Here is a 21,438-nt window from a genome sequence, read left to right as displayed (position 1 = left end):
TGCTCACTCCTCGTCCTGTTGCGCGAAACTGATCCCGATTCCACGCGCCGCCTGAACGAGGGGATGGTCGAGCGGGACGAGCCGTGGACCACGTGCGACCTCGGCCAACGGAACTCGGACGATGCCCCAGGTCGCTTGCCCGCCAGGGTGCGCGCGAATGGCGACCATGACGCCGTCGTCTTGGTCGGCGAGCGCGTCGACTGCAGCGGAGCCGAGCGCAGTCGCCAACGCGCGATCGGTCGGTGTCGGTGTACCGCCGCGTTGGAGATGACCGAGAACCACCGCGCGAACTTCGGTCGGCAGGACATGACTCAACTGTTGTTGGAGAACGAGCGATATGCCACCGTACTTTCGCTGATAGGGGAGTGGGCCCGTACGCTCGAAGACTCCTTCGCCACCCAGCGGCCGTGCACCTTCCGCGACGGCGACGATGGTAAAGGAACGCCTGCGTTGCCGTCGTTCTCGTATCATCTCGACGATGCGGTCGAGGACGAACGGGATTTCCGGGATCAGGATCACGTCTGCTCCACCGGCGACTCCGGCGGACAGGGCGATCCACCCGGCGTCCCGTCCCATGAGTTCCACGAGCATGACGCGATGGTGACTTTCGGCGGTCGTATGCAGGCGATCGATCGCCTCGGTGGCGGTGGTGACAGCGGTGTCGAAGCCGATCGTCTGGATCGTGCCCCGGACGTCGTTGTCGATCGTTTTTGGGATGCCGATGACACGGAGTCCCATCTGGTTGAGTCGATGCGCGATGGACAGGCTCCCTTCGCCGCCGATGACGATCAAGGCGTCGATGCCGATACGATCGAGCGTTGCGAGCAGAGTTCGGCTATGATCGCGCGGCTCGGTGTCGCCTTGTTCAGGGTGCGCGAAGAAGAACGGGTTGGCACGGTTGGACGCGCCGAGGATGGTTCCGCCTCGTACGAGCAAACCGCGGACATCGTCGAATCCGAGTTGCCGAGCGCGACCGAGGATCGCGCCCTCGTATCCGTCCTCGAAGCCGATTACTGTCCAACCGTAGCGTGAAATAGCTGTCTTGACGACAGCCCGCAAGGCGGCATTGAGTCCGGGCGCATCGCCTCCGCCGGTGAGAACCCCGATGCGGCGGAGCGGTCTCTTCGCCATGGCGGTGACCCTCCTCGATCGCGGCATTCGGCAACATGGGTATACTCACGTCGAGACGGACGGGTTGCCGTTGCTCGACGTGGTCCCTGCGCATTCTACGCGAGGAGGGGTGACGACGACTGGGCGGTGACGATCGGCCGCGCGAGGGAGAGCGGACGATGACGACAGATCGCAAGTACGTCGAAGAGCTGATCGAGCAGGAAGACGATTTCGACCGCTGGTACGTCGAGGTGATCCAGAAGGCAGAACTGGCCGACGAATCGCCCGTGCGCGGTACCAGGGTGATTCGTCCCTACGGGTTCGCGCTTTGGGAAAACATGCAAGCCGAGCTCGATCGTCGTATCAAGGCGACTGGGGTACAGAACGCTTATTTCCCCTTGTTCATTCCCAAGAGTTTCCTCGAGCGGGAGGCAGAACATATTCAGGGGTTCGCGCCCGAAGTCGCTTGGGTGACGCGCGGCGGAGACAAGGAACTCGAGGAGTGGCTCGCGGTTCGCCCGACCTCGGAGTCGATCATCTGCCCCATGTTCGCTCGTTGGGTCCAGTCGTATCGTGACCTGCCGATCCTCATCAACCAGTGGTGCAGCGTGGTGCGCTGGGAAGAACGACCGCGGGCTTTCCTGCGTACGCTGGAGTTCCTGTGGCAGGAGGGGCATACGGTCCATGCGACGCTCGAGGAGGCGGAAGAACGTGCCCGCTTGATGCTCGAGGTGTACCGCGACTTCGTCGAGTCGGAATTGGCGATCCCGGTGATCCCCGGGCAGAAGACCGAGTCGGAAAAGTTCGCGGGAGCCCTCCGCACGTACACCATCGAAGCGATGATGGGCGGGAAGCACTGGGCGCTGCAGTCCGCGACGTCACACAATCTCGGCGATCACTTCGGGAAAGTGTTCGAGATTACCTTCTTGGATCGCGAAGGCAAACGTCGCTATGCCTTCAATACCAGCTGGGGACTCTCGCATCGGACGATCGGTGCCATGGTCATGGTGCACGGGGACGATCGAGGGCTGAAGCTCCCGCCGCGCGTGGCGCCGATCCAAGTCGTGATCGTTCCCATCTGGCGCAAGGACGAGGAGCGGCGGCAGGTCGAGGAGGCAGTCGATCGCGTGCGGGCCATGCTGCGCCGCACCGTGCGGGTCCATGCTGACTTGCGGGACGACAAGACGCCTGGCTGGAAGTTCAACGATTGGGATCTCAAGGGCGTGCCCATCCGATTAGAGATCGGTCCGCGCGACGTGGCGAGCGATCAAGTGACACTCGTGCGCCGCGACGTGCTCGGGCAGCGACAGGCGGTGCCCATCGCGAACCTCGTGGATGCGGTTCAGAGCGAATTGGAGTCGATCCAGGCGAGTTTGTTCCGCGCCGCACGTGCGATGCTGGAACGATACACCGAAGACGTCCGGGATTACGAGGTGCTCAAGGAACGGGTGGCGACGAACGCGGGCTTCAACCGTGCATTTTGGTGCGGCGATCCAGCGTGCGAAGCTCGTGTGAAGACCGAGACGAAGGCAACGGTGCGGTGCATTCCGTTCGAGCAACCGCCTGAGCTAGAGCCCTGCCTGGTGTGCGGTGCACCGGGGAAGTATCAAGTCATTTGGGCGCGCGCGTACTGAGGCAAGGAAGATCGAGCAAAGGACGAGGGCCGGGAATCGCTACCGGCCCTTCTTCGTCTGGACGACATTCGGCGGAAGGGGTGGGATTCGAACCCACGAGGGGCTTGCGCCCCCACACGGTTTCCAGCCGTGCGCACTCGGCCACTATGCGACCCTTCCGTGCGCGATACGCGATCGTCTTTCCGCAAAGAGTCTACCCAGCGGCTCGGCTGCTGGACAAGGGGTCGCGTAGTCCGGGCGATCTCCTCGGAAAGGTTGTCGGGATGCCGGGACAAGCGGATGAGTAGCGGGAGTATTCTTCCTCCCCGCGATGACCCGAGGTGCCCGCGAGCGGCTCATGCGTGCTAGACACGCAGCATCGGCGCTGCGTCGAGGAGCGAGCAACTTCGGTTGACCGAGGATGGCGGAGGGGGTGGGATTCGAACCCACGAGGCGCTCGTCACGCCTACCGCTTTTCGAGAGCGGCACCTTAAACCACTCGGACACCCCTCCACATGCCAGATGCAGGGCCGAAGCCCTGCATACCTTCGGTACGCCCGGAGGGACTCGAACCCCCGACCTTTAGGTCCGCAACCTAACGCTCTATCCACTGAGCTACGGGCGCGTGACACTTTGTCTAATGCCGGCGTTCGATCCACCGGCATCGCACAGTATAGCATGCGGGACCACCTGATGGCAAGAGGACGGCGAGGGCGGACGGTCGTTTGTGCGCAAGATAACCGACGTGGTGGAAAGTCCAAGGCTGGGTACCGGTGCGCTCGTGCGGGTCGCTGCGGCGGGAGAGTGAGGAAAGAGACTCGATAGCTGCAGCCTGGCCATGCCGTGGTTCGGAACGGTTACCGGACGGATCGCGTCCGATACGCTTGCGTCGCGCGTTCACGCAGACGACCGAGAATCTGGCCCGGCCGTTCTTCGGCTGTGAAGAGGACGGAACCGGTCACGACGATATCGGCTCCAGCTGAGATGACCGATTCCAGGTTGGAGAGCTTGATGCCGCCGTCGACTGAGAGCAGACAGCGGAACCCTCGTTCGTCGACCATCCGGCGCAAGCGCCGAAGTTTCCCGAGGACTGCGGGGATGAGACTTTGCCCACCGAAGCCCGGATCGACCGTCATGACCAGCACGAGATCGACGAAGGGCAGAATCTCCTCGATCGCGACGAGCGGAGTCGCGGGATTGAGCGCGACTCCGGCGAGAAGCCCGAGTTCGTGAATGGCCTGAATGGTCCGGTGGAGGTGCAAGCAGGCTTCGACATGAACTGTCAAAGCGCTGGCACCGGCCTGGGCGAACGCTTCGAGGTACCGCTCCGGCTCGACGATCATCAGGTGGACATCCAAGGGTAAGGTCGTCGCGTCACGGACGGCACGGACGATCGGTAGGCCGAAGCTGATGTTGGGAACGAAACGGCCGTCCATGATGTCGAGATGGATGGCGTCTGCGCCGGCTTCATCCAACTCGCGGACCACGGCAGCCAGGTGACCGAAATCGGCGTTCAGGATCGACGGCGAGAGCATCGGAAGTCGATAACCGAAGGTAGTCGTCATCGGCGGGTCCTCTCGCGCTCGACCGACCCGAGCACTGTGCAGGTCAGTGTACTCATTCCGCCTTCGGCTATGCTTGCAGACAAACAGAGGGGGAAGAGCGTGCGACGAACGTGGTACCAGGTGGGCCGAGATTCGCTTCCGAGGGGTGCCGTCCTGCGGCGAGATCTGATCCTGCACAGCGATGGTCGGCGGCAGTTTCGCCGTGGAACCCCTTTGGAGGAACTCCTGAGCCAAGCGAATCTTCCCGAAGGATTGCGCATTCCGATCGCGGTTCCGGATGCCGGCGAGATCGAGCAGCATGAGGCATCGTTGCGCATCGCCCGAGCGGTAGCTGGAACCGGAACGCGTCTCGATGCGCCGCACCAGGGACAAGTGTCGATCCGGGCCGGACAATTCGGGCTCGTCCGTGTCGACGAGCAAGCGTTGCAACGGTTGGTGCGGACTGGTCGTGCGCTCGTGGCCACCGTCCTCGATGGTCGGGTCGCCGAGGAAGGCGAAGTGATCGCCATCGCCAAAGCGCCATCGCTGTTCGTGCGCGTCGATCGCCTGGAGCGAGCGCTCGCGATGCTTGCCGGACGATCGGTCATTCGGAGCGCACCGTTTCGGCGTCGACGAGTGGCACTGCTGGCGGGGGCGCGGGTGCGGTCGGCCGCGCTCGAGGTGGCTGGTCGAGTCTTAGGACAGAAACTGGCTCGTTTTAGCGCTCGCTTGGAGGAAGTCGAGCGACTGGATGAGGACGACACCGATGTGATCGCTCAGCGCATCGCGCAGTGGGTAGCGGGTGGCATCGAACTCGTCTTGACGGCGGGATCCATCATGTTGGACCCTGACGATCCGTTCTTGTGGGCAGTGCGCCGTCTGCGAGCGGAGCGGACAGTCCACGGTGCACCGGTCGATCCGGGCACGATGTTTTGGGTGGCGTACCTGGATACAGTGCCCATCTTCGGTTTGGCGAGTTGTGAGATGTATGGACGGACGTCGGTCTTCGATTTGATCGTTCCCTTCGCGCTCGCCGACGAGCGGATCGACCGGCCGCTCATGGCACGCCTGGCGCATGGTGGTCTTTTGGTCGATACCCAGGCGGCTCGGGTACCGCCACGCTGGCGCGAGGAGTTGGGAACCGAGCGCGAGTGATCGCCCGCGTATACTCGGACAGGGGTGGCGGAGCGAGCATGCTGAGCAAGCTGCAGCAATTCGAGGACTTCGTCGAGCGGCTAATGGAAGGTACCGTCGGCCGGATCTTCCGGACCTCGATCCAGCCGGCCGAGATCGCCCGCTGGTTGGAACGAGCGATGGAGAGCCAGCGGCTGGAGAGCCCTCAAGGACCGATCGTTCCCAACGACTATCTCGTCCGGCTGCATCCGGAGGATTTGGTTCAATTCGCCGACTTCGCCGATTCGTTGTCGCTCCAGCTCGAGGAGTGGTTGCTGGACATCGCTGACGAGCGGGAGTACGGATTCGTCGATCAGGTGCGGGTGCGGATCCTCGGCGATCCTTCCGTTCCTCGTCGGCAGGTTCAAGTAGAGGCGAAAATCGCCTCGCTCCCGGCGGACGAGTTCGCTGCTCGCCAGGTCTGGCAGCGAACCGAGGTCTATCGCGTATTGCAGGATACCGGGAATGTTCCGCGCGCTTTCTTGCGTGTCGTCGAAGGGCCGTTGGCTGGCCAGACCTTTCTGATCCGCAAGCGTGTCACCACGGTCGGACGCGCCCCGGAGAATGACATCCAACTCGAGGTACTCGACGTCTCGCGCCGTCATGCCCGGATCGAGTTCGATGCAGGGATGTTCCAGATCATCGATCTCGGCTCGACGAATGGCACGCTGCTGAACGGAGTACCGATCGACCGTTCCTCCCTTCGTCACGGTGACCGGCTGACGCTCGGGACGGTCGTTCTCGAGTTCTCGTTGCCGGGAGCGTGATGGTCGAGAATGGAGTTGGTGACGCAACTCCCGTTCGAGTGGTTCGTCTTGCTCCTGCGCCTTGTCTTCGCTTTTTTGCTGTACTTCTTCATTTTTCTCTTGGCACGGATCATGCTGCGGGAGTTGGCCGCGGCCTCTGTAACGAGCGGTGAGGAGGGAGGACCGCCCGGCCACTTGATCGTGCAAGCACCGGGATCGACCGGCCTCCGGCCGGGTACACGCCTGCCGTTAGAACCGGTCACGGTGATCGGGCGTCATCCCTCGTGCACGGTGCGGCTGGATGATGCGTTCGTCTCGACCGAGCATGCCCAGTTGACGTGGGAACAAGGACGATGGTGGATCACTGATCTCAAGAGTACCAATGGAACGCGCGTCAACGGGAAACCCGTCACTGCGCCGACAGGGCTCCGCTACGGCGACGTGATCGAGGTGGGAGACGTACGGCTGGTCCTCGCCCCGTGACATGTCCTCTGTCGCCGCAACCAGTCGACAACGAGGAGCGGTTCGCGGTTGTTGGGAGAGGTGCGGTGGGTGACATGCGGATGCTAGGATGAGCCGGACCGGGTGTGCCTGGTGAGTGTGGGGGTGCTGTCGGAGCGAAAGCGGCGGATCGACGATAGCCAGAGCGGCTTCGTGGTTTTTCGAACTGCCGTGCGCTGAAGGAAGGGGGACCAGTGAAGGTGGCGCGATTCATCGTTCTGGCGTTGCTCGTTTTCGGTGTCATGGAGAACGTCGTACTGGTGAAGCATGTCCAGGCCGCGGCACCGTCGGTACCAGAAGACTTGGAAATGCCCCGCTATTTTCCCGAAACGGGTTTCTGGGTGCAAGGTCCGTTCCGACGCTTCTGGGAAACGCAGGGCGGGCTTTTCATCTTCGGGTATCCGATAACTGGAGTCTTTCAACAGGACGGATATTGGCGACAGTATTTCGAAAGGGCCGTCTTCGAGTATCACCCAGAAAAGGCAGGAACGGTCGACGAGGTACAGCTCGTGCGGGTCGGAGCGTGGCGGGTCAGTGGTCGCGAAAACGAGGAGCCGTTTCGACCGGTGACCTGGTTTCCTGATACTGCAGATCGGCGGTATTTCCCGGAGACGAAGCATTCCCTGGCTTACGGATTCAAGAAGTACTGGGATCGGTATGGAGGATGGCGGGTGTTCGGCTTACCGCTCTCCGAGGAGTTCACGGAGCAGAATCCGCCGCCTCCTGCAGGCGATGGCCGCTCGTACACGGTCCAATACTTCGAACGTGCACGCTTCGAGTACCATCCCGAGAATCGCGGAACTCCGTACGAGGTGTTGCTCGGCCTCCTAGGGTGGGAATATCTCCAAGCTCGGGGAGCCCCTGCCGAGGCCCGTGCGAAACAGGACGCAGCTTTGCCACCCTACGATCCTATCCGGAAGCGGCAGTACGGTCCTCATGTCGGGTATGGGTTCAATGTGGCGTGGCGCGGAGATAACGACGGTGACGGTTTCAATCAACGGACGATGGAGCTCGTCAAGGGTGCAGGCTTCTCCTGGGTACGTGTGCAAGCAATTTGGCGCGATATCGAGCCACGACAGGGACGATACGATACGCATGCCCTCGATCGCATCATCGATGCAGCATCACGCAATGGCGTGAAAGTCGTGGTGAGCGTCGTCAAGGCACCGGCATGGGCTGATCCGAACGGTGGTATCCCGGCTGATCCGGTACCTTTCGGGAAACTCATGGAGTTCCTCGCCAAGCGTTACGCTGGCAAGGTTCATGCCTGGGAAATCTGGAACGAACAGAACTTGGCGTTGGAAACCGGCGGACACGTCGACGTGGGGCGCTACGTTCGTCTCCTGAAGGAGGGTTATCAGGGAGTGAAACGTGGCGATCCGAAGGCGATCGTCCTCTTCGGTGGTCTCACGCCGACTGGTGTGATGGATCCCTCGATCGCCATCGACGATGTCGAGTACTTGCGGCAGGCGTATGCCTATAACAACGGCGAGATCAAGCGCTATTTCGACCACATCGCGACGCATCCCGGCGGCACGCTCAACCCGCCTGAAGCGTTGTGGCCGGATCGACCGGGCCCGGGACCAGGCTGGATCGACCACCCGAGCTTTTACTTCCGTCGCGTCGAGCAGATCCGGCAGGTCATGGTCGACAACGGTGATGGCGCCAAACAAGTGTGGCTGACCGAGTTCGGCTGGTCGACGGCAAACCAGGCTCCGGGCTACGAGTACGGCAATTACATCAGCGAGCAGCAGCAGGCACAGTATCTCGTTCGCGCGTTCCAGATAGCGCGCTCGCAATGGCCGTGGGCCGGTGTACTCCTGGTGTGGAACCTGAACTTCAGCACGATCGCGCAACCGAGCGACGAGAAGTATCCCTGGTCCGTGGTCTACGCTGACTGGAGCCCTCGTCCAGCCTATCGGGCGTTGCAGGAGATGCCGAAATGAAGAGGCTCCCGAGCGATGATCGAGGGACGGTGCTGCCGATCAGGGGCACGCTCTCCCTCGTCCTGCCGGCTTACAACGAAGCAGCGAATCTGGAACCAGTCGTCCGACGAGCGCTGGAGGTTTTGCCAGCGCTCGTCGAGGACTTCGAGGTGATCATCGTCGACGATGGAAGCCGGGATGGTACGGGTGAGATCGCTGACCGACTCGTTGCTGCCGATGCGCGGGTGCGAGTCGTGCACCATGAGACGAACCGCGGATACGGTGCTGCCCTGCGTTCCGGCTTCGCCGCGGCACGCGGCGACCTGATCATGTTCATGGATGCCGATCAACAGTTCGATCCAGCTGACTTCGCGCATCTGGCGCCTTTCGTCCCCTATGCGGACATCGTTGCTGGGTATCGAGTGAAGCGGCGTGATCCCTGGTTCCGTCTCGTCTACGCCGCGATTTTCAATGCGGCGATGCGTCTGCTGTTCGGGATTACCGTTCGGGATATCGATTGTGCCTTTAAAGTACTCCGCGGCGATCTCGTCCGTGCGTTGCACTTGACGATGAACGGGGCACTAGTCAATACAGAACTCTTGGTCAAGGCGCAGCGCGCGGGAGCGACCATCGTCGAGGTCGGTGTCCGCCACTATCCGCGTTTGAGCGGTGAACCATCCGGGGGCAGTTTACGCGTCATCCGGCGTGCCATCTGCGAGGTGGCACAGCTGTGGTGGCAGCTCCTCTGGTACCAACCGCCGCGTGGAGTCGGCCGTGGACGCCCGCAGCCGCGTTCCAGCCAGCTCGTCCGGGCAGGACTCCTCGTAGGACTCGGGGCGACCGCGTTGTATTGGCTCTGGCGACGATTAGCCGGTGTGCGGCCGACTCAGGAGCGGTGAAGGATGGGAGCGAGTCGCTCCAACAATTCCTCGCTGGTCAGGCCGTCGATGCGAACTCGTTTGCGTCGCTGTGCCGTTCCAGCGACGATGCGGACCCTGCCGCGGGGCAGATGGAGCGTCTCGCCGAGAAGGCGGAGGACCGCTTCGTTCGCTTCACCGTCACGAGGCGGTGCTGGCACGCGGACGAGCAGGGCATCGCCTCTCGAGCCAGCGATTTCCGCTCGCTGAGCGCGCGGCTGGACCTGAACCCAAAACTCGACGGCTGGTCCGGCTCGGTCGATCGGAGAGAACGTCATGAGTGGTCGGTGCTCCTGACTTTCACGGCGTCTGGAAGGGTACGGTTGAAGCTGCCGGAGCGATAGCCCTCGAGATCGAGTGTAATGAACTCGTAACCGACAGCCCGTAGCCGTGTCACGATCTCGTCGCGCAGCTCGAGCGCGCGCGCGAAGTCTTCTGGTTGGAGTTCGAGACGAGCGATCTGATCATGATGACGTACTCGGAAAGCACGAAACCCCAGCTCCCGAAGAGCTCGCTCGGCTGCGGCCACCTGGCGCAGCTTCTCGACGGTGATCGGGGTGCCGTAGGGGAAGCGGGACGAGAGACAGGCGTATGCTGGCTTGTCCCAGGTGTGGAGGCCGAAGCGACGGCTGAGTTCGCGGATCTCGCGCTTAGTCAGCCCTACTTCGGCAAGCGGGTGGTATACACCGAGTTGCCGAGCTGCCCGCAAGCCAGGCCGATAGTCTGCGAGGTCGTCCGCATTCGTCCCGTCGATGACGGCGGCAAAACCTGCTGCATCGGCAAGTGCCCGCAGCTTACTGTACAGTTCCTGCTTGCAAAAGAAGCATCGCTGATGGGAGTTCGATGCGTATCGTGGATCAGTCAATTCTTCGGTTCGAATCAGCACGTGACGGACACCGAGTTGTCGAGCAAGTTGGCGCGCTTCCTCGATCTCTTCCTCGGGATAGGTTTCCGACAACCCGGTCGCCGCGATGACGCGGTCACCCAGAGCTTCCCGGGCTGCGTAGAGCAGAAACGTGGAATCGACGCCAGCGCTAAAGGCGACGACGACGGAGCCGAGGCTCCGGAGACGCTCCAGCAAGCGCTCGTACTTGTGATGTAGTTCTTCGGGCATCGCATGCTCCGATCAGCCGTTTCGCTGTCCGGTCGGCAAGGGTAACACACTACTGCGAGGAGGCGATGGGTCAGTCGGTGAACGAATCCGAGGTGTTCGGCGGACGGTCGGTCTGGCGGCGTCTGCTCTTCGGTCTCGCTTTTGGCATCGCCGTGCTGGCCGGTCTCTTGGTCTTCGCTGATGTCCGCGCTGTCTTGCCGATTCTCGCGCGTTTCCCGTGGCCGCTCGTTCTGCTCGTTCTGACCTTGACGACGGGAAACTATCTTCTGCGTTTCGTCAAGTGGGAACTCTTTCTGAGATGGGTCGGCGTCCGTCACTTACCCCGAACGACGAGCCTGAGTATTTTCTTGGCCGGTTTCGCCATGTCGATCACGCCGGGTAAGGTCGGCGAGTGGATCAAAGCGCTGCTGGTCGCAAAGCTCGCCCGGGCACCGATGGCGCCGGTCGTCCCGGTGGTGGCGATCGAGCGACTGACGGACGGAATCGCGATGGTGGTTTTGGGGCTGGCGAGTGCCGTGCTCGGGACCGGCTGGGGTTGGCAGCCACTCGTCCTGTTGGGGGTTCTCGTCCTCGTCGGGCTCTGGCTGGTGCAGCAGGAGCGGGTGGTCATCCCATTGTTGCGTTTGGCCGAGCGCGTTCCGTTCGTTGGGAAACGGACCGATGCGATCATGACCATTTATGAGGCAGCCCGACAACTCCTCGCTTGGCGACGACTTCTCCTCGTCAGCGGGATGAGCATCGTCTCCTGGTCGCTCGAGTGTGCAGCCCTGTTCTTCATCTTGGTCGGTTTTGGTTTGTCCCCCGATGGGCAGCTCGCGGCGGTGGCGACATTCGCGCTTTCGGTGGCTTCGATCGCTGGAGCGCTCTCGCTTTTGCCAGGTGGCTTGGGAGCTGCCGAGGCCAGCATTGCTGGACTCTTGCTCGTGCTGCGACCGGGAATCGGGGCACCGGTCGCAGCAGCAGCGACCGTCGCGATCCGCCTCGGTACGCTGTGGTTCGGCGTGCTGGTGGGTGTGATTGCCCTGATCTGGCTCGAGCGTACTGCGCTGGCTGCGCCCGAACGTCGCTCGCTGGTGGCCGAGTGAGCGGGATAGCCGCGTCGGGCTCGCCATTGCTTACTCGCTCAGCAATGACGAGCCCGACGCGGGAAGGTGGGTCAATTCGGTTCGTCTTCCCCCAGAAGTTCCTTGAGGCGGTCTCCGATGCGGTATTGGCCCGGTGGTGGGGTGGAACGCTGAGCTTGTGGTCGTGGTGGACGGCTCGGACCACGTTGTTCCGGTCGCCGGGAGCCTGGAGGAGCAGGGCGTCGCTCAGGCTGGCCCGTTCCACTCGGCCGCTGGGGTGCTCGCGGCTGGGTGCCTCGCCCATCGGCTGGTGCTTGCGGTGGGGCCGCACGTTCGGCTGCTTCCTTCTCCAGGAGAGCTTTGCGAGAAAGGTTGATCTTCCCATCTGGACGAACACCGATGACCATGACGTTGATCTCTTGCCCGACCTTGAGGACATCCTCCACCGAGCGGATCCGCTCGGGAGCGATCTCTGAAATATGGAGGAAGCCGTCCTTGCCGGGAAGGATCTCGACGAAGGCGCCGGAGGGGATGATGGTGACCACGCGACCGTAGAAGATTTCGCCGACCTCCGGTACGCGGGTCAGGCGCTCGATCTCCCGAACCGCTCGGCGCGCAGCGTCCTCGTTAGCGGCACTGATGAAGACAGTGCCGTCCTCTTCGATCGAGATCTTGGCTCCGGTTTGCTCCTGAATAGCGCGGATGACTCGTCCGCCCGGCCCGATCACTTCACCGATCTGTTCCGGCTTGATCTTGATCCGCAGGACGCGCGGTGCATACGGCGACATCTCCGGACGGGGAGCATCGATCACCTCGCACATCTTGTCGAGAATGAAGAGACGGCCGCGGCGCGCTTGTTCGAGCGCGTCGCGCATGATTTCCGGGGTGATTCCCATCACCTTGATATCCATTTGAATAGCAGTGATTCCGTCGCGCGTGCCCGCAACTTTGAAGTCCATGTCGCCGAGAGCATCTTCGATTCCCTGGATGTCAGTGAGAATGGTATAGCGGCCGGTCGTCTGGTCGGTGACGAGTCCCATCGCGACACCGGCGACGGGCTTGCGGATGGGGACGCCGGCATCCATCAAGGCGAGACTGGAGCCGCAGACACTCGCCATCGAGGTCGAGCCGTTGGAGCTGAGCACTTCCGAGACGAGCCGCATCGTGTAGGGAAATTCGTCTTCGCTCGGTAGGACTGCGAGAAGAGCGCGCTCGGCAAGCGCGCCATGGCCGATGTCTCGTCTGCTCGGACCGCGCAACCGCCGGACTTCACCAGTGCTGAAGGGTGGAAAGTTGTAGTGGTGCATGTAGCGCTTGGTTTCTTCGATTCCCAGGGAATCGAGAAATTGTTCTTCTTCTTTGGTTCCCAGCGTACAGACCGTGAGGACTTGCGTTTGGCCGCGCGTGAACAGTGCAGAGCCATGCGGTCGCGGGAGCAGACCGACCTGGATCCAGATCTCGCGGATTTCGTCCGGCTTGCGACCATCGGGGCGTTCGCCCTGTTCGAGGATCGTACGGCGCACCAACTCCTTGACCAGGGAATCGAACAAGTCGCCGACTTCCTTGGCGGTCGGGAGACCAGGCTGGGGAGTGCCAAGGGCCAGTGGTTCGTTCGGGACGAAGTGAGCGATGACTTCCTCGCGCAGTGCAGCGGTGGCCTGGACTCGCAGTGTCTTGTCTGGATTGAAGACGGCCTCACGCAGTCGATCACCGAGATAGTCAGCGATCTGCTGTTTGAGTTCGAGATTTTCTTGCGGTGGCACGAATTCACGTTTCGGTTTGCCAGCCACAGCCTGGAGTTCGAGCTGCAGAGCAACGATCCGCTTGATCTCCTGATGCGCGAGGACAACGGCTTCGATGAAGCGATCTTCCGAGATCTCGTCTGCCTGCCCCTCGACCATCAGGATGGCATCGGCTGTGCCAGCGACAACGATGTCCATCCGACTTTCGAGGAGCTGATGGCTCGTCGGATTGATCACGAGTTCACCATCGAGTTCGCCGATTCGGACAGCGCCGACCGGGCCGTACCAAGGGATGTCGGACAAGGTGAGGGCAGCTGACGCGCCGATGATGGAGAGGACATCTGGTTCGTTCTCTTGATCGGCGGAAAGAACCGTTGAAATGACTTGGACCTCGTTCCGGTAGCCTTTGGGAAAGAGTGGCCGGATCGGGCGGTCGGTGAGCCGCGCGGCGAGAATCGCGGCCTCGGATGGCTTACCCTCGCGTCTGAAGAAGCCGCCGGGGATTTTGCCAGCAGCGTACATTTTCTCCTCGTACTCGACCGTCAAGGGGAAGAAGTCGATCCCTTCGACCGGCTGTTTGGCGCCGACGACCGTGGTCAAAACGACGGTTTCGCCGTAGCGAACGAGGACGGCACCATCGGCTTGCTCCGCCACACGGCCGGTTTCGATCGTCAGGAGACGACCGGCAATCTCGATGGAGCGCTCATGGATGATCGGTGGCATGGCTCCCACTCTCCTCCGTTCGTGATCGTCTCGTGGCAACGCACTGTCGTGCTCTCGCTCGCTGCACCGAGATGGCCCAGGGTTTTGTTCCCTGGGCCATCTCGAGATCGCACCGATCGACCTCGTGCGGGGTACGCTGCAGTACCCGGCCGGTACCGACCGGGCCGGGATGGTCGTGATCGACACCGCGATTATCCGCGGAGCCCGAGTCGTTGGATGAGGGCCTGGTATCGTTGCGCATCGGTCCGCTTCAAGTACCGCAGCAGGCGTCGGCGCTGACCGACCAGCTTCATGAGTCCACGCCGGGAATGATAGTCATGCTTATGCTCGCGCAGATGCTCGGTCAGGATGTTGATTCGCTCAGTCAACAGCGCGACTTGCACTTCGGTCGATCCTGTGTCGTGCTCATGCTGACGGAACTGTTCGATGATCGCTGCCTTTTGCGCCTTGTACAATGCCATCGCTTTGCAAATCCCCCGATCTCCAGGCGATCAGCGCTTCCATGCACAACACCGAGAGTATAGCAAACGGTGCCCACCGAGAATGGGAAGGGGTATTCGACCGTTCGCCGAATACCCCTTCTTGTCTCCGGGTAGCTCAGTTGTCAGGACGGAATTTCGCGTCGCTTGAGCCAGGGCATCATCGCTCGGAGGCGGTTTCCTACTTCCTCGATCGGGTGTTGCAGATGCTCTTGGCGCATCCGGTAGAAGTTGGGACGACCAGCCTCGTTCTCAGCGATCCATTGCTGAGCGAACCGTCCCGTCTGGATATCTTGGAGGAGCTGGTGCATCGTTTCGCGCACATGATCGTCGATGACTTTGGGGCCGCTCACGTAGTCACCGTATTCCGCGGTATCGCTGACCGAGTAGCGCATGAATTTGAGGCCGCCCTCATAGATCAGGTCGACGATCAACTTGAGTTCGTTGAGCACTTCGAAGTAGGCGACCTCGGGCTGGTACCCTGCTTCGACCAACGTCTCGAAGCCGGCTTGGATCAGGTGACTGACGCCACCACAGAGGACCGCTTGTTCGCCGAAGAGGTCAGTCTCCGTCTCTTCTTTGAAGGTCGTCTCGATGACACCTGCTTTGGTACAGCCGAGTCCCTTCGCGTAAGCCAGCGCGATCTGTTTGGCCTGGCCACTGGCGTCCTGATGAACGGCCAAGAGTGCAGGTACGCCGATCCCCTGGACATACAGATCGCGCAAAATGTGCCCGGGGCTCTTCGGTGCGACCATCGCGACATCGACGTCCGACGGAGGCACGATGCGTCCATAGTGAATGTTGAAACCATGAGCGAACATGAGGAGTTTTCCTGGACGGAGCTCCGGCGCGACGCTCTCCTCGTAGACCCCCTTCTGGACGTGATCAGGCATCAGCATGGAGATGATGTCGCCACGAGCGGCCGCTTCGCGCGGCGTCAGGACCTCGAATCCGTCGGCTTTCGCTCGCTCGCGGCTGCGGCTCCCCTCATGCAGGCCAACCACCACCTGGACGCCACTGTCACGCAAATTCTGGGCATGGGCGTGACCCTGACTGCCATAACCCAAAACGGCGACGGTCTTGCCAGCGAGGAACATGAGATCAGCATCAGAGTCGTAATAGATTGTCGCCATCAGTCCCTTTACCCTCCAGCTCCTCGATCACCGCGTCTCCCTGTCTCATGCTACAACGGGCTGTGCAGTCGTCGCAACCACTCGCGCACCGCGGGCCATGGCGATGACTCCGGAGCGGGCGAGCTCTTTGATCCCGTATGACCGCACCATCGTGATCAAGGAATCGATCTTGTCCGGTGGTCCGGTGACCTCGATGATGAGTGAGTCGGGAGTCGCGTCCACGATGCGCGCCTGATAGACGTCAGTCACCAAGCGCATGATGTCGCTCCGATTCCGGTCCGTTGCTGTGACCTTGATCAAGGCGAGTTCGCGTTGAATCAAGTTTTCGTCCGTCACATCGGTAATCTTGATCACCTCGAGAATCTTGTACAGCTGTTTGACGAGTTGTTCGATCTTGCGATCGTCACCCTGCGCGACGAGCGTGATACGGGACAAGCCGGGCGTCTCCGAGTGGCCGACGGCGATCGAGTCGATATTGAATCCGCGCTGGCGAAACAGGCTGACGATCCGGTTCATGACGCCCGGTTTGTCTTCGACCAAGACGACCAGCGTATGGCTCCGCACGCTCACCATTCCCCCTCGATCCGGTAATCATCGATCATGTCGCGGAACGATCCCCCCGATGGAATCATCGGGAACACGTTCTCTTCCTGGTTCACCACGAACTCGATGAGGGCCGGGCCGCGGAACGAGCGTGCCCAGCTGATCGCATCGTCGACCTCGGCGGGTCGCGTCACGCGACGGGCTGCCATGCGGTAGGCCTGGCCGAGCAAAACGTAATCCGGGCTGGAGATGGGCGTCTCGGAGTAGTTGCGGTTGTGGAATAACTGTTGCCACTGCCGCACCATGCCGAGATACCCGTTGTTGATGATAGCCACTTTGACGTTGAGTTGCTCGTCCACGATCGTGGCGAACTCGTTGAGCGTCATCTGGACGCCGCCGTCGCCGACGACCGCCCACACTTCGGCGTCCGGTCGCCCGATCGCTGCGCCCATCGCTGACGGCACACCGAAACCCATAGCACCCAATCCGCCGGAACTGATCCACTGTTTGGGAATGTCGCAGCGGTAGAGCTGGGCTGTCCACATCTGGTGCTGACCGACGTCGGTCGTCACGATCGCCTTTCCCTCGGTCAGAGCATGGAGCCGCGCGATCACGTATTGCGGCTGCAGGGCTCCGTCGGGTCCCGAGGGCTCGGTGCGGATCGGTCGGTACCAACTGCGAATCGTACTGAGCCAGTCGTCGTGCTCGAGCAGTTCCAGTTCCTCGAGCAAGAGGCGCAGGGCCTCGCGGGCATCGCCCACCACCGGCACTTCGGTCTTGAGGACTTTGCCGATCTCGGCGGGATCAATATCGATATGGATGATCTTCGCGTGTGGAGCGAACTCGCTCGGTCGACCAGTCACTCGGTCATCGAAACGCATTCCGATGCCGATGATGAGGTCCGCTTCGTGGATCGCTCGATTGGCATGCGCGAGTCCGTGCATACCGACCATGCCGAGACAGAGCGGGTGAGACGCGGGGAAACCGCTGATCCCGAGGAGCGTCAATCCAACGGGAATCTGCGTCCGCTCGGCGAACCGAACGAGTTCTTCGGTGGCACCGCTGATGATGATGCCGTGACCAGCTAAGATGAGCGGGCGCTTGGCTTGCCGGATGAGTTCCGCTGCCCGCCGGATTTGTCGGCGATGCGGCACGATGGTCGGTCGGTAACCCGGCAGATGCAATTCCTGTCTCGGCGCCAAATACCCCTTGGCCAGCTGCACGTCCTTTGGGATATCGATCAGAACCGGCCCTGGCCGACCGCTGCGCGCAAGATAGAAGGCTTTTTGAATGGCTGGCCCGATCTCTTCGACACTCCGGATGACCATGTTGTACTTCGTGATGGGTAGGGTAATCCCCGTGATGTCCGTCTCTTGAAATGCGTCCATCCCGATCACGTGTTGCGGCACTTGTCCCGTGATCGCCACGATGGGAATGGAATCCATCATCGCGTTGGCGATGCCAGTGACGAGGTTGGTGGCACCGGGGCCAGAGGTTGCCATGCAGACGCCGACTTTGCCGGTTGCCCGAGCGTAACCATCGGCAGCAAACGCCGCCGACTGTTCATGACGGACGAGCACATGATGGATCGGGTAACTCGGCAATGCGTCGTAGACCGGGAGGATCGCCCCGCCGGGATACCCGAAGATCACTTCCACCCCTTCGCGCACCAGTGCCTGCATTACCAGGTGCGCGCCGAGTAGCGGTTCGCGTTGTGGCGCTTCCTCGACTGTTCGTCGTTCCTTCGTCTCGATCGCCATCAGTTCGCCCTCCCTTCTCGACGTTCCTCGATACATCGCGAGCCTCCCGCTAGGGGAGGCTCGCGATACGCTTCGTTCCTTGCCGGTTACTCGATCGCGTTCGCTCAGCCTCCCACCAGCAGCAGGCTCGTAAGTACGAGTACTACCTGAAGAATGATGCCGGGCGAACGCCACGCGACGAGAGGATACCAGCACGACATCCGAGGCTGGCCCGGTGTGATGAGCTGCACCCGATTGTGATCCGCTGCGCCCACCTGCTGGCCCTCCCGAGGCATTCCACTCGGATTCAGACTAGCAGACGATCGCTCTCATGTCAAGGGTTGCTGGCAGGGTGATCGAGTATCTCGGCAGCAGACCGCGTACCCGATCACGCGATCGGGGTATGAGTTCCTGCTTTTCGATGACCCATGTCGAGTACCTCACTAGAGGGGAGTGCGTGCGCAACGGGAACGTCGGCTGACCGATCGCGCTGCTGGCGGAACGAAAGGAGATCTCTCGCACCATGAGCACTCGGGCGCACGGGCTCTCGATGACCAGGATCGGTAGCGTGAGGAGTCACAGCATTCGCCCCGGCTGCCGTCGAGCCGCCTGCCGGTAAGCCTCGGCATCCCTGCGTGCGAGGCGACCGATTTCGCGCGTCAGTTCTTCGATCCGCTGCAGGACGGTCGCCAAATAGTCTTCCGGAGTTCCCGGCTCCACATCAGCAGTAGGATCGAGCGGGTCGCGCCAGATGGCCACTGATCCAGCTTCGCTGTCGAAGCGGAGGAGTGGTGCAAAGGTGCTGGCATGCTCCTTCCGGTCGAGCCACCACAGCCAACCGGAACGTGGCCTGAGCTGTTCTTCGACGAGATCCAACACCGCACTCTCGACCTGCACAGCAACAAAGCGAGCACGGAGGTTCCGCCAACTCACTCGTTCGGCTGGAAGTGGCTGAGGGAGCAAAAGATTGAAGCCGTGTAGGGCTGCCGTGACTGCCTTGAGTGCCTGGTCGATCACGGCGCAGGCGGCAGCCTCGGCGAGAACGGGACGCCGCGCGCGGAGCGCGTCGGTCAAGATGGCGAGTTGCTCGCGGGCACCCGCCAATCGACTCGCGATCTGCTGCTCGTTGGGCAAAGTCGATCGGTCCGGATCGTTCACGTCGCTGTCCTTCGCTCCCGGCGAAGTATGACGCGTACTCGAGCAGGCTGCAAGCCTGGTGGTGGCATGTCGAGGAATCAGGGGGATGACGCGATGCCTTCGATTCTCACGACTTGCGTCGCGTCTTTCCGCAAAAGGGGGATCGAGGTCGCTCGTCCTGCCTCACCGCTGTTCCATAAGCGGGTGGTATCGGACGATCGACCTGCGCTCCTCCAGGATTTGGGAAATCGGATCACCCCTCCGTGCCCACGACTGTGAGCAGACGGTTATTTGGGGAACCGCAGTCCGGAAACGATCGCGCGTGTTCATCGGTGCCGGTACAGCACGATAGAGAGCCGCAGCATCGACGTCGTGGAAGGGCAAGCAAGACTCCTTGACGAACAGGACAGAAACGACTACTATGGAACTGCTGCGGATCAGGTCGACGATGGGGATGATCCTGTCCCGGGATGATCACCGGGGCGATGGGGGTTGGCATGCGGAGAAGACTCGTCCTTCTCGTCGATGGTGATCCCGTCATCCAGCGTTTGCTCCGGGCAACCTTGCCGACGCGCGGCTATAGCCTCGTCACCGCGGCGACGGCGCAGGCGGCAATGGGTGCGCTCGATCGGCATGAGCCAGATCTCGTGCTCTTGGATATCGTGCTTCCGGATCGGTGCGGTTTCGAGTTGCTGCAGGATATCCGCCTGCGATCAGCCGTTCCGGTCATCATCGTCAGCGCTCGCGCCGCACCGGAGGATCGGATCCGAGGGCTCGAGTTGGGTGCCGATGACTTCGTCGCCAAGCCGTTTCACCTCGATGAACTCGTCGCGCGTATCGGGGCTATACTGCGCCGCACCTCTCCAACTGTGGATCGATCGACACTTTTGCAATACGATCGCGTGACCATCGACCTAGCGAATCGACGGGTCTTCGTCGATGGGCAGGAAGTCCGACTCAGCCGAACCGAGTGGTCGCTTCTGGAACAGTTGGCCCGTCAACCCGGTCGGGTGGTGCGCCACAGTGAACTCCTCAGTCATATCTGGGGTCCCGAGTTCATCCGCGAGACCTATTACCTGCGTACGTGGGTGAGCCGGCTACGGGCTAAATTGCGCGACGACGAGGAGCCCCATCGCATCATCGAGACTCGACCGGGACTCGGCTATCGACTGGCCGATCCAGTTGTTCCTGTCACAGCGTGATGGCGGCCAGCTCGAGCCTGAAAAAGTATCTCCCTGATCGGCCGCCTGAATCTCGTGCCGGTCCGAGTCGAATGGAGTCTCACCGGGTTCGATCGGTGACCGCTGGATTTCCTGCATTCGGGCCTGTCTGCCAGTGCCGTGGTCTGTTTCGCGCGGTCAGTCGGCATCCGAGAAACCCCTCCTGATTCACGCACAGGGGCTGGCGCACGGGTGCGTTTTTGTTGCTTGGATGGGCGAGTGATCTCTGGCTAGTCCCGCGCGACTGCCCCGGCAGCGACCCGGGAGGTGGGCCCCTCATGAATGTTCGGCGGTCGCTCGAACGTTCGTGCACAGTCGTCACGTTCGGTCTTGGGGCCCCGGGCACCGATGCGGGAACTCGGTCTTCAGAGCCGGAACCAGTTCGGCACCTCGGGGAATTGGGGTGCGGAACCGCAACGGTGTCGTGATGGCCGGTCAGACCATCGGTCTCCGGCGAGACCACGAGAAGCGGGGCAGCCTACGGGAGTTGACTGCGCCATTCGGTGGCTGCTGACCTCGTGGGGAGGTTGGGGATGGGAGCTGTCGGCCGCCGCAGCTTGGGTGTATCGTACGCCGCAAAACAGGGCCTGCGGGAGCGCTCTGTTGTGCCGCGTGTAATGCAGTCGAGCGTTCGAGCCAGGCTCAGGACACTAACGTGCGTCGAACAACTCTCTGGGGCTTGGGGATGAGCGGAGGCACTGCAGTTCCAAACCCCGAACAGCAGCGAGGACTCATCAGGCAGCGCAACTGACCAGCCGAGGGGGCACCGATCGCTCCGGGAGTTCGCCGAGAGCACGAATCAGCCGCTGTCGGAGATCGACCAGCGCAGTCTCCGGCTCGCTGCCGCAGCCGACGCGGAAGATCGTACCTGCTTCTATTTCCAGCAAGCCGACGGCGACCCATTGCGTCGGAGCTGGCTGTAGGAAGTAATACCGCAGGATCAGTTCGCCGATGACTTCGCACTGCCACTGTTCGGAGGCGGGTTGGGGTTGCATCGTTGCACTCCCTCCCACGG

Annotated in this window: 19 protein-coding genes and 3 tRNA genes; 8 read left to right on the top strand and 14 right to left on the bottom strand. The window is 61.8% G+C overall.

Features of this window, described 5'->3' with window-relative positions; all coding sequences use genetic code 11:
• Nucleotides 1–3: 3 nt before the first annotated feature.
• Nucleotides 4–1,131, bottom strand: coding sequence for a 6-phosphofructokinase (locus ACWIVK_RS10565; protein WP_448576650.1), 1,128 nt, complete (start codon nucleotides 1,129–1,131; stop codon nucleotides 4–6).
• Nucleotides 1,132–1,289: 158 nt separating this feature from the next.
• On the opposite strand from ACWIVK_RS10565, the gene proS reads away from it, so the two are divergent.
• Nucleotides 1,290–2,744 carry a proline--tRNA ligase gene (gene proS, locus ACWIVK_RS10560; RefSeq protein WP_448576649.1) on the top strand — a complete coding sequence of 485 codons (1,455 nt, stop codon included), beginning with the start codon at nucleotides 1,290–1,292 and terminating at the stop codon, nucleotides 2,742–2,744.
• Between the two features lie 72 nt (nucleotides 2,745–2,816).
• On the opposite strand, the gene ACWIVK_RS10555 is transcribed toward proS, so the two are convergent.
• The 4 genes from ACWIVK_RS10555 to rpe form a co-directional block, all read right to left on the bottom strand.
• Nucleotides 2,817–2,903, bottom strand: a tRNA-Ser gene (locus ACWIVK_RS10555).
• A 242-nt stretch (nucleotides 2,904–3,145) separates the two neighbouring features.
• Nucleotides 3,146–3,236 (bottom strand) — tRNA-Ser (locus ACWIVK_RS10550).
• A gap of 39 nt (nucleotides 3,237–3,275) precedes the next feature.
• Nucleotides 3,276–3,348 (bottom strand) — tRNA-Arg (locus ACWIVK_RS10545).
• Between the two features lie 232 nt (nucleotides 3,349–3,580).
• A complete protein-coding gene (gene rpe / locus ACWIVK_RS10540; RefSeq protein WP_448576647.1) occupies nucleotides 3,581–4,288 on the bottom strand; it encodes a ribulose-phosphate 3-epimerase in 708 nt (235 codons plus the stop codon).
• Between the two features lie 99 nt (nucleotides 4,289–4,387).
• Between rpe and ACWIVK_RS10535 the strand changes: the two genes are divergently transcribed.
• From ACWIVK_RS10535 to ACWIVK_RS10515, 5 genes are all read left to right on the top strand, one after another.
• Nucleotides 4,388–5,422 carry a hypothetical protein gene (locus tag ACWIVK_RS10535; RefSeq protein ID WP_448576646.1) on the top strand — a complete coding sequence of 345 codons (1,035 nt, stop codon included), beginning with the start codon at nucleotides 4,388–4,390 and terminating at the stop codon, nucleotides 5,420–5,422.
• Nucleotides 5,423–5,460: 38 nt separating this feature from the next.
• Nucleotides 5,461–6,207 (top strand): FhaA domain-containing protein, encoded by a 747-nt coding sequence (locus ACWIVK_RS10530; RefSeq protein WP_448576645.1) that lies wholly within the window; start codon nucleotides 5,461–5,463, stop codon nucleotides 6,205–6,207.
• Between the two features lie 9 nt (nucleotides 6,208–6,216).
• Complete coding sequence (locus ACWIVK_RS10525) at nucleotides 6,217–6,669, top strand: FHA domain-containing protein (protein ID WP_448576644.1); 453 nt, start codon at nucleotides 6,217–6,219, stop codon at nucleotides 6,667–6,669.
• A 212-nt stretch (nucleotides 6,670–6,881) separates the two neighbouring features.
• Entirely contained in the window at nucleotides 6,882–8,633 is a 1,752-nt protein-coding gene (locus tag ACWIVK_RS10520) for a cellulase family glycosylhydrolase (protein WP_448576642.1), read from the top strand.
• Nucleotides 8,630–9,511 (top strand): glycosyltransferase family 2 protein, encoded by an 882-nt coding sequence (locus ACWIVK_RS10515; protein ID WP_448576641.1) that lies wholly within the window; start codon nucleotides 8,630–8,632, stop codon nucleotides 9,509–9,511. Before ACWIVK_RS10520 ends, ACWIVK_RS10515 begins: the two co-directional genes overlap by 4 nt.
• Here the strand turns inward: ACWIVK_RS10515 and ACWIVK_RS10510 are convergent.
• Entirely contained in the window at nucleotides 9,499–9,807 is a 309-nt protein-coding gene (locus tag ACWIVK_RS10510) for a DUF167 domain-containing protein (RefSeq protein ID WP_448576640.1), read from the bottom strand. The genes ACWIVK_RS10515 and ACWIVK_RS10510 overlap by 13 nt on opposite strands.
• The gene (gene larE / locus ACWIVK_RS10505; RefSeq protein ID WP_448576639.1) at nucleotides 9,804–10,643 is read right to left on the bottom strand and encodes an ATP-dependent sacrificial sulfur transferase LarE; all 840 of its coding nucleotides are present in this window, start codon (nucleotides 10,641–10,643) and stop codon (nucleotides 9,804–9,806) included. Before larE ends, ACWIVK_RS10510 begins: the two co-directional genes overlap by 4 nt.
• A 65-nt stretch (nucleotides 10,644–10,708) precedes the next feature.
• On the opposite strand from larE, the gene ACWIVK_RS10500 reads away from it, so the two are divergent.
• The gene (locus ACWIVK_RS10500) at nucleotides 10,709–11,728 is read left to right on the top strand and encodes a lysylphosphatidylglycerol synthase transmembrane domain-containing protein (protein ID WP_448576638.1); all 1,020 of its coding nucleotides are present in this window, start codon (nucleotides 10,709–10,711) and stop codon (nucleotides 11,726–11,728) included.
• Nucleotides 11,729–11,799: 71 nt separating this feature from the next.
• Here the strand turns inward: ACWIVK_RS10500 and ACWIVK_RS10495 are convergent, their stop codons facing one another.
• The 6 genes from ACWIVK_RS10495 to ACWIVK_RS10470 form a co-directional block, all read right to left on the bottom strand.
• A complete protein-coding gene (locus tag ACWIVK_RS10495) occupies nucleotides 11,800–14,172 on the bottom strand; it encodes a polyribonucleotide nucleotidyltransferase (protein WP_448576637.1) in 2,373 nt (790 codons plus the stop codon).
• Between the two features lie 191 nt (nucleotides 14,173–14,363).
• A complete protein-coding gene (gene rpsO, locus ACWIVK_RS10490) occupies nucleotides 14,364–14,633 on the bottom strand; it encodes a 30S ribosomal protein S15 (RefSeq protein WP_448576635.1) in 270 nt (89 codons plus the stop codon).
• A 143-nt stretch (nucleotides 14,634–14,776) separates the two neighbouring features.
• The gene (ilvC, locus tag ACWIVK_RS10485; RefSeq protein ID WP_448576633.1) at nucleotides 14,777–15,784 is read right to left on the bottom strand and encodes a ketol-acid reductoisomerase; all 1,008 of its coding nucleotides are present in this window, start codon (nucleotides 15,782–15,784) and stop codon (nucleotides 14,777–14,779) included.
• A gap of 45 nt (nucleotides 15,785–15,829) precedes the next feature.
• Nucleotides 15,830–16,357: an acetolactate synthase small subunit gene (gene ilvN, locus ACWIVK_RS10480; protein WP_448576632.1), complete on the bottom strand. Its 528-nt coding sequence runs from the start codon at nucleotides 16,355–16,357 to the stop codon at nucleotides 15,830–15,832.
• Nucleotides 16,351–18,087: a biosynthetic-type acetolactate synthase large subunit gene (gene ilvB / locus ACWIVK_RS10475; protein ID WP_448576630.1), complete on the bottom strand. Its 1,737-nt coding sequence runs from the start codon at nucleotides 18,085–18,087 to the stop codon at nucleotides 16,351–16,353. Before ilvB ends, ilvN begins: the two co-directional genes overlap by 7 nt.
• Nucleotides 18,088–18,642: 555 nt before the next feature.
• Nucleotides 18,643–19,224, bottom strand: a complete 582-nt coding sequence (locus ACWIVK_RS10470; RefSeq protein WP_448576629.1) for a hypothetical protein — start codon at nucleotides 19,222–19,224, stop codon at nucleotides 18,643–18,645.
• Between the two features lie 476 nt (nucleotides 19,225–19,700).
• On the opposite strand from ACWIVK_RS10470, the gene ACWIVK_RS10465 reads away from it, so the two are divergent.
• Nucleotides 19,701–20,405, top strand: a complete 705-nt coding sequence (locus ACWIVK_RS10465) for a response regulator transcription factor (protein ID WP_448576628.1) — start codon at nucleotides 19,701–19,703, stop codon at nucleotides 20,403–20,405.
• A gap of 752 nt (nucleotides 20,406–21,157) precedes the next feature.
• Here the strand turns inward: ACWIVK_RS10465 and ACWIVK_RS10460 are convergent.
• On the bottom strand, nucleotides 21,158–21,418 hold the full coding sequence (locus ACWIVK_RS10460) for a hypothetical protein (protein WP_448576627.1): 261 nt from the start codon (nucleotides 21,416–21,418) through the stop codon (nucleotides 21,158–21,160).
• Nucleotides 21,419–21,438 lie beyond the last annotated feature (20 nt).

This window comes from Thermomicrobium sp. (assembly GCF_053493975.1).
This window is presented reverse-complemented; position numbering and strand designations above follow the sequence as displayed.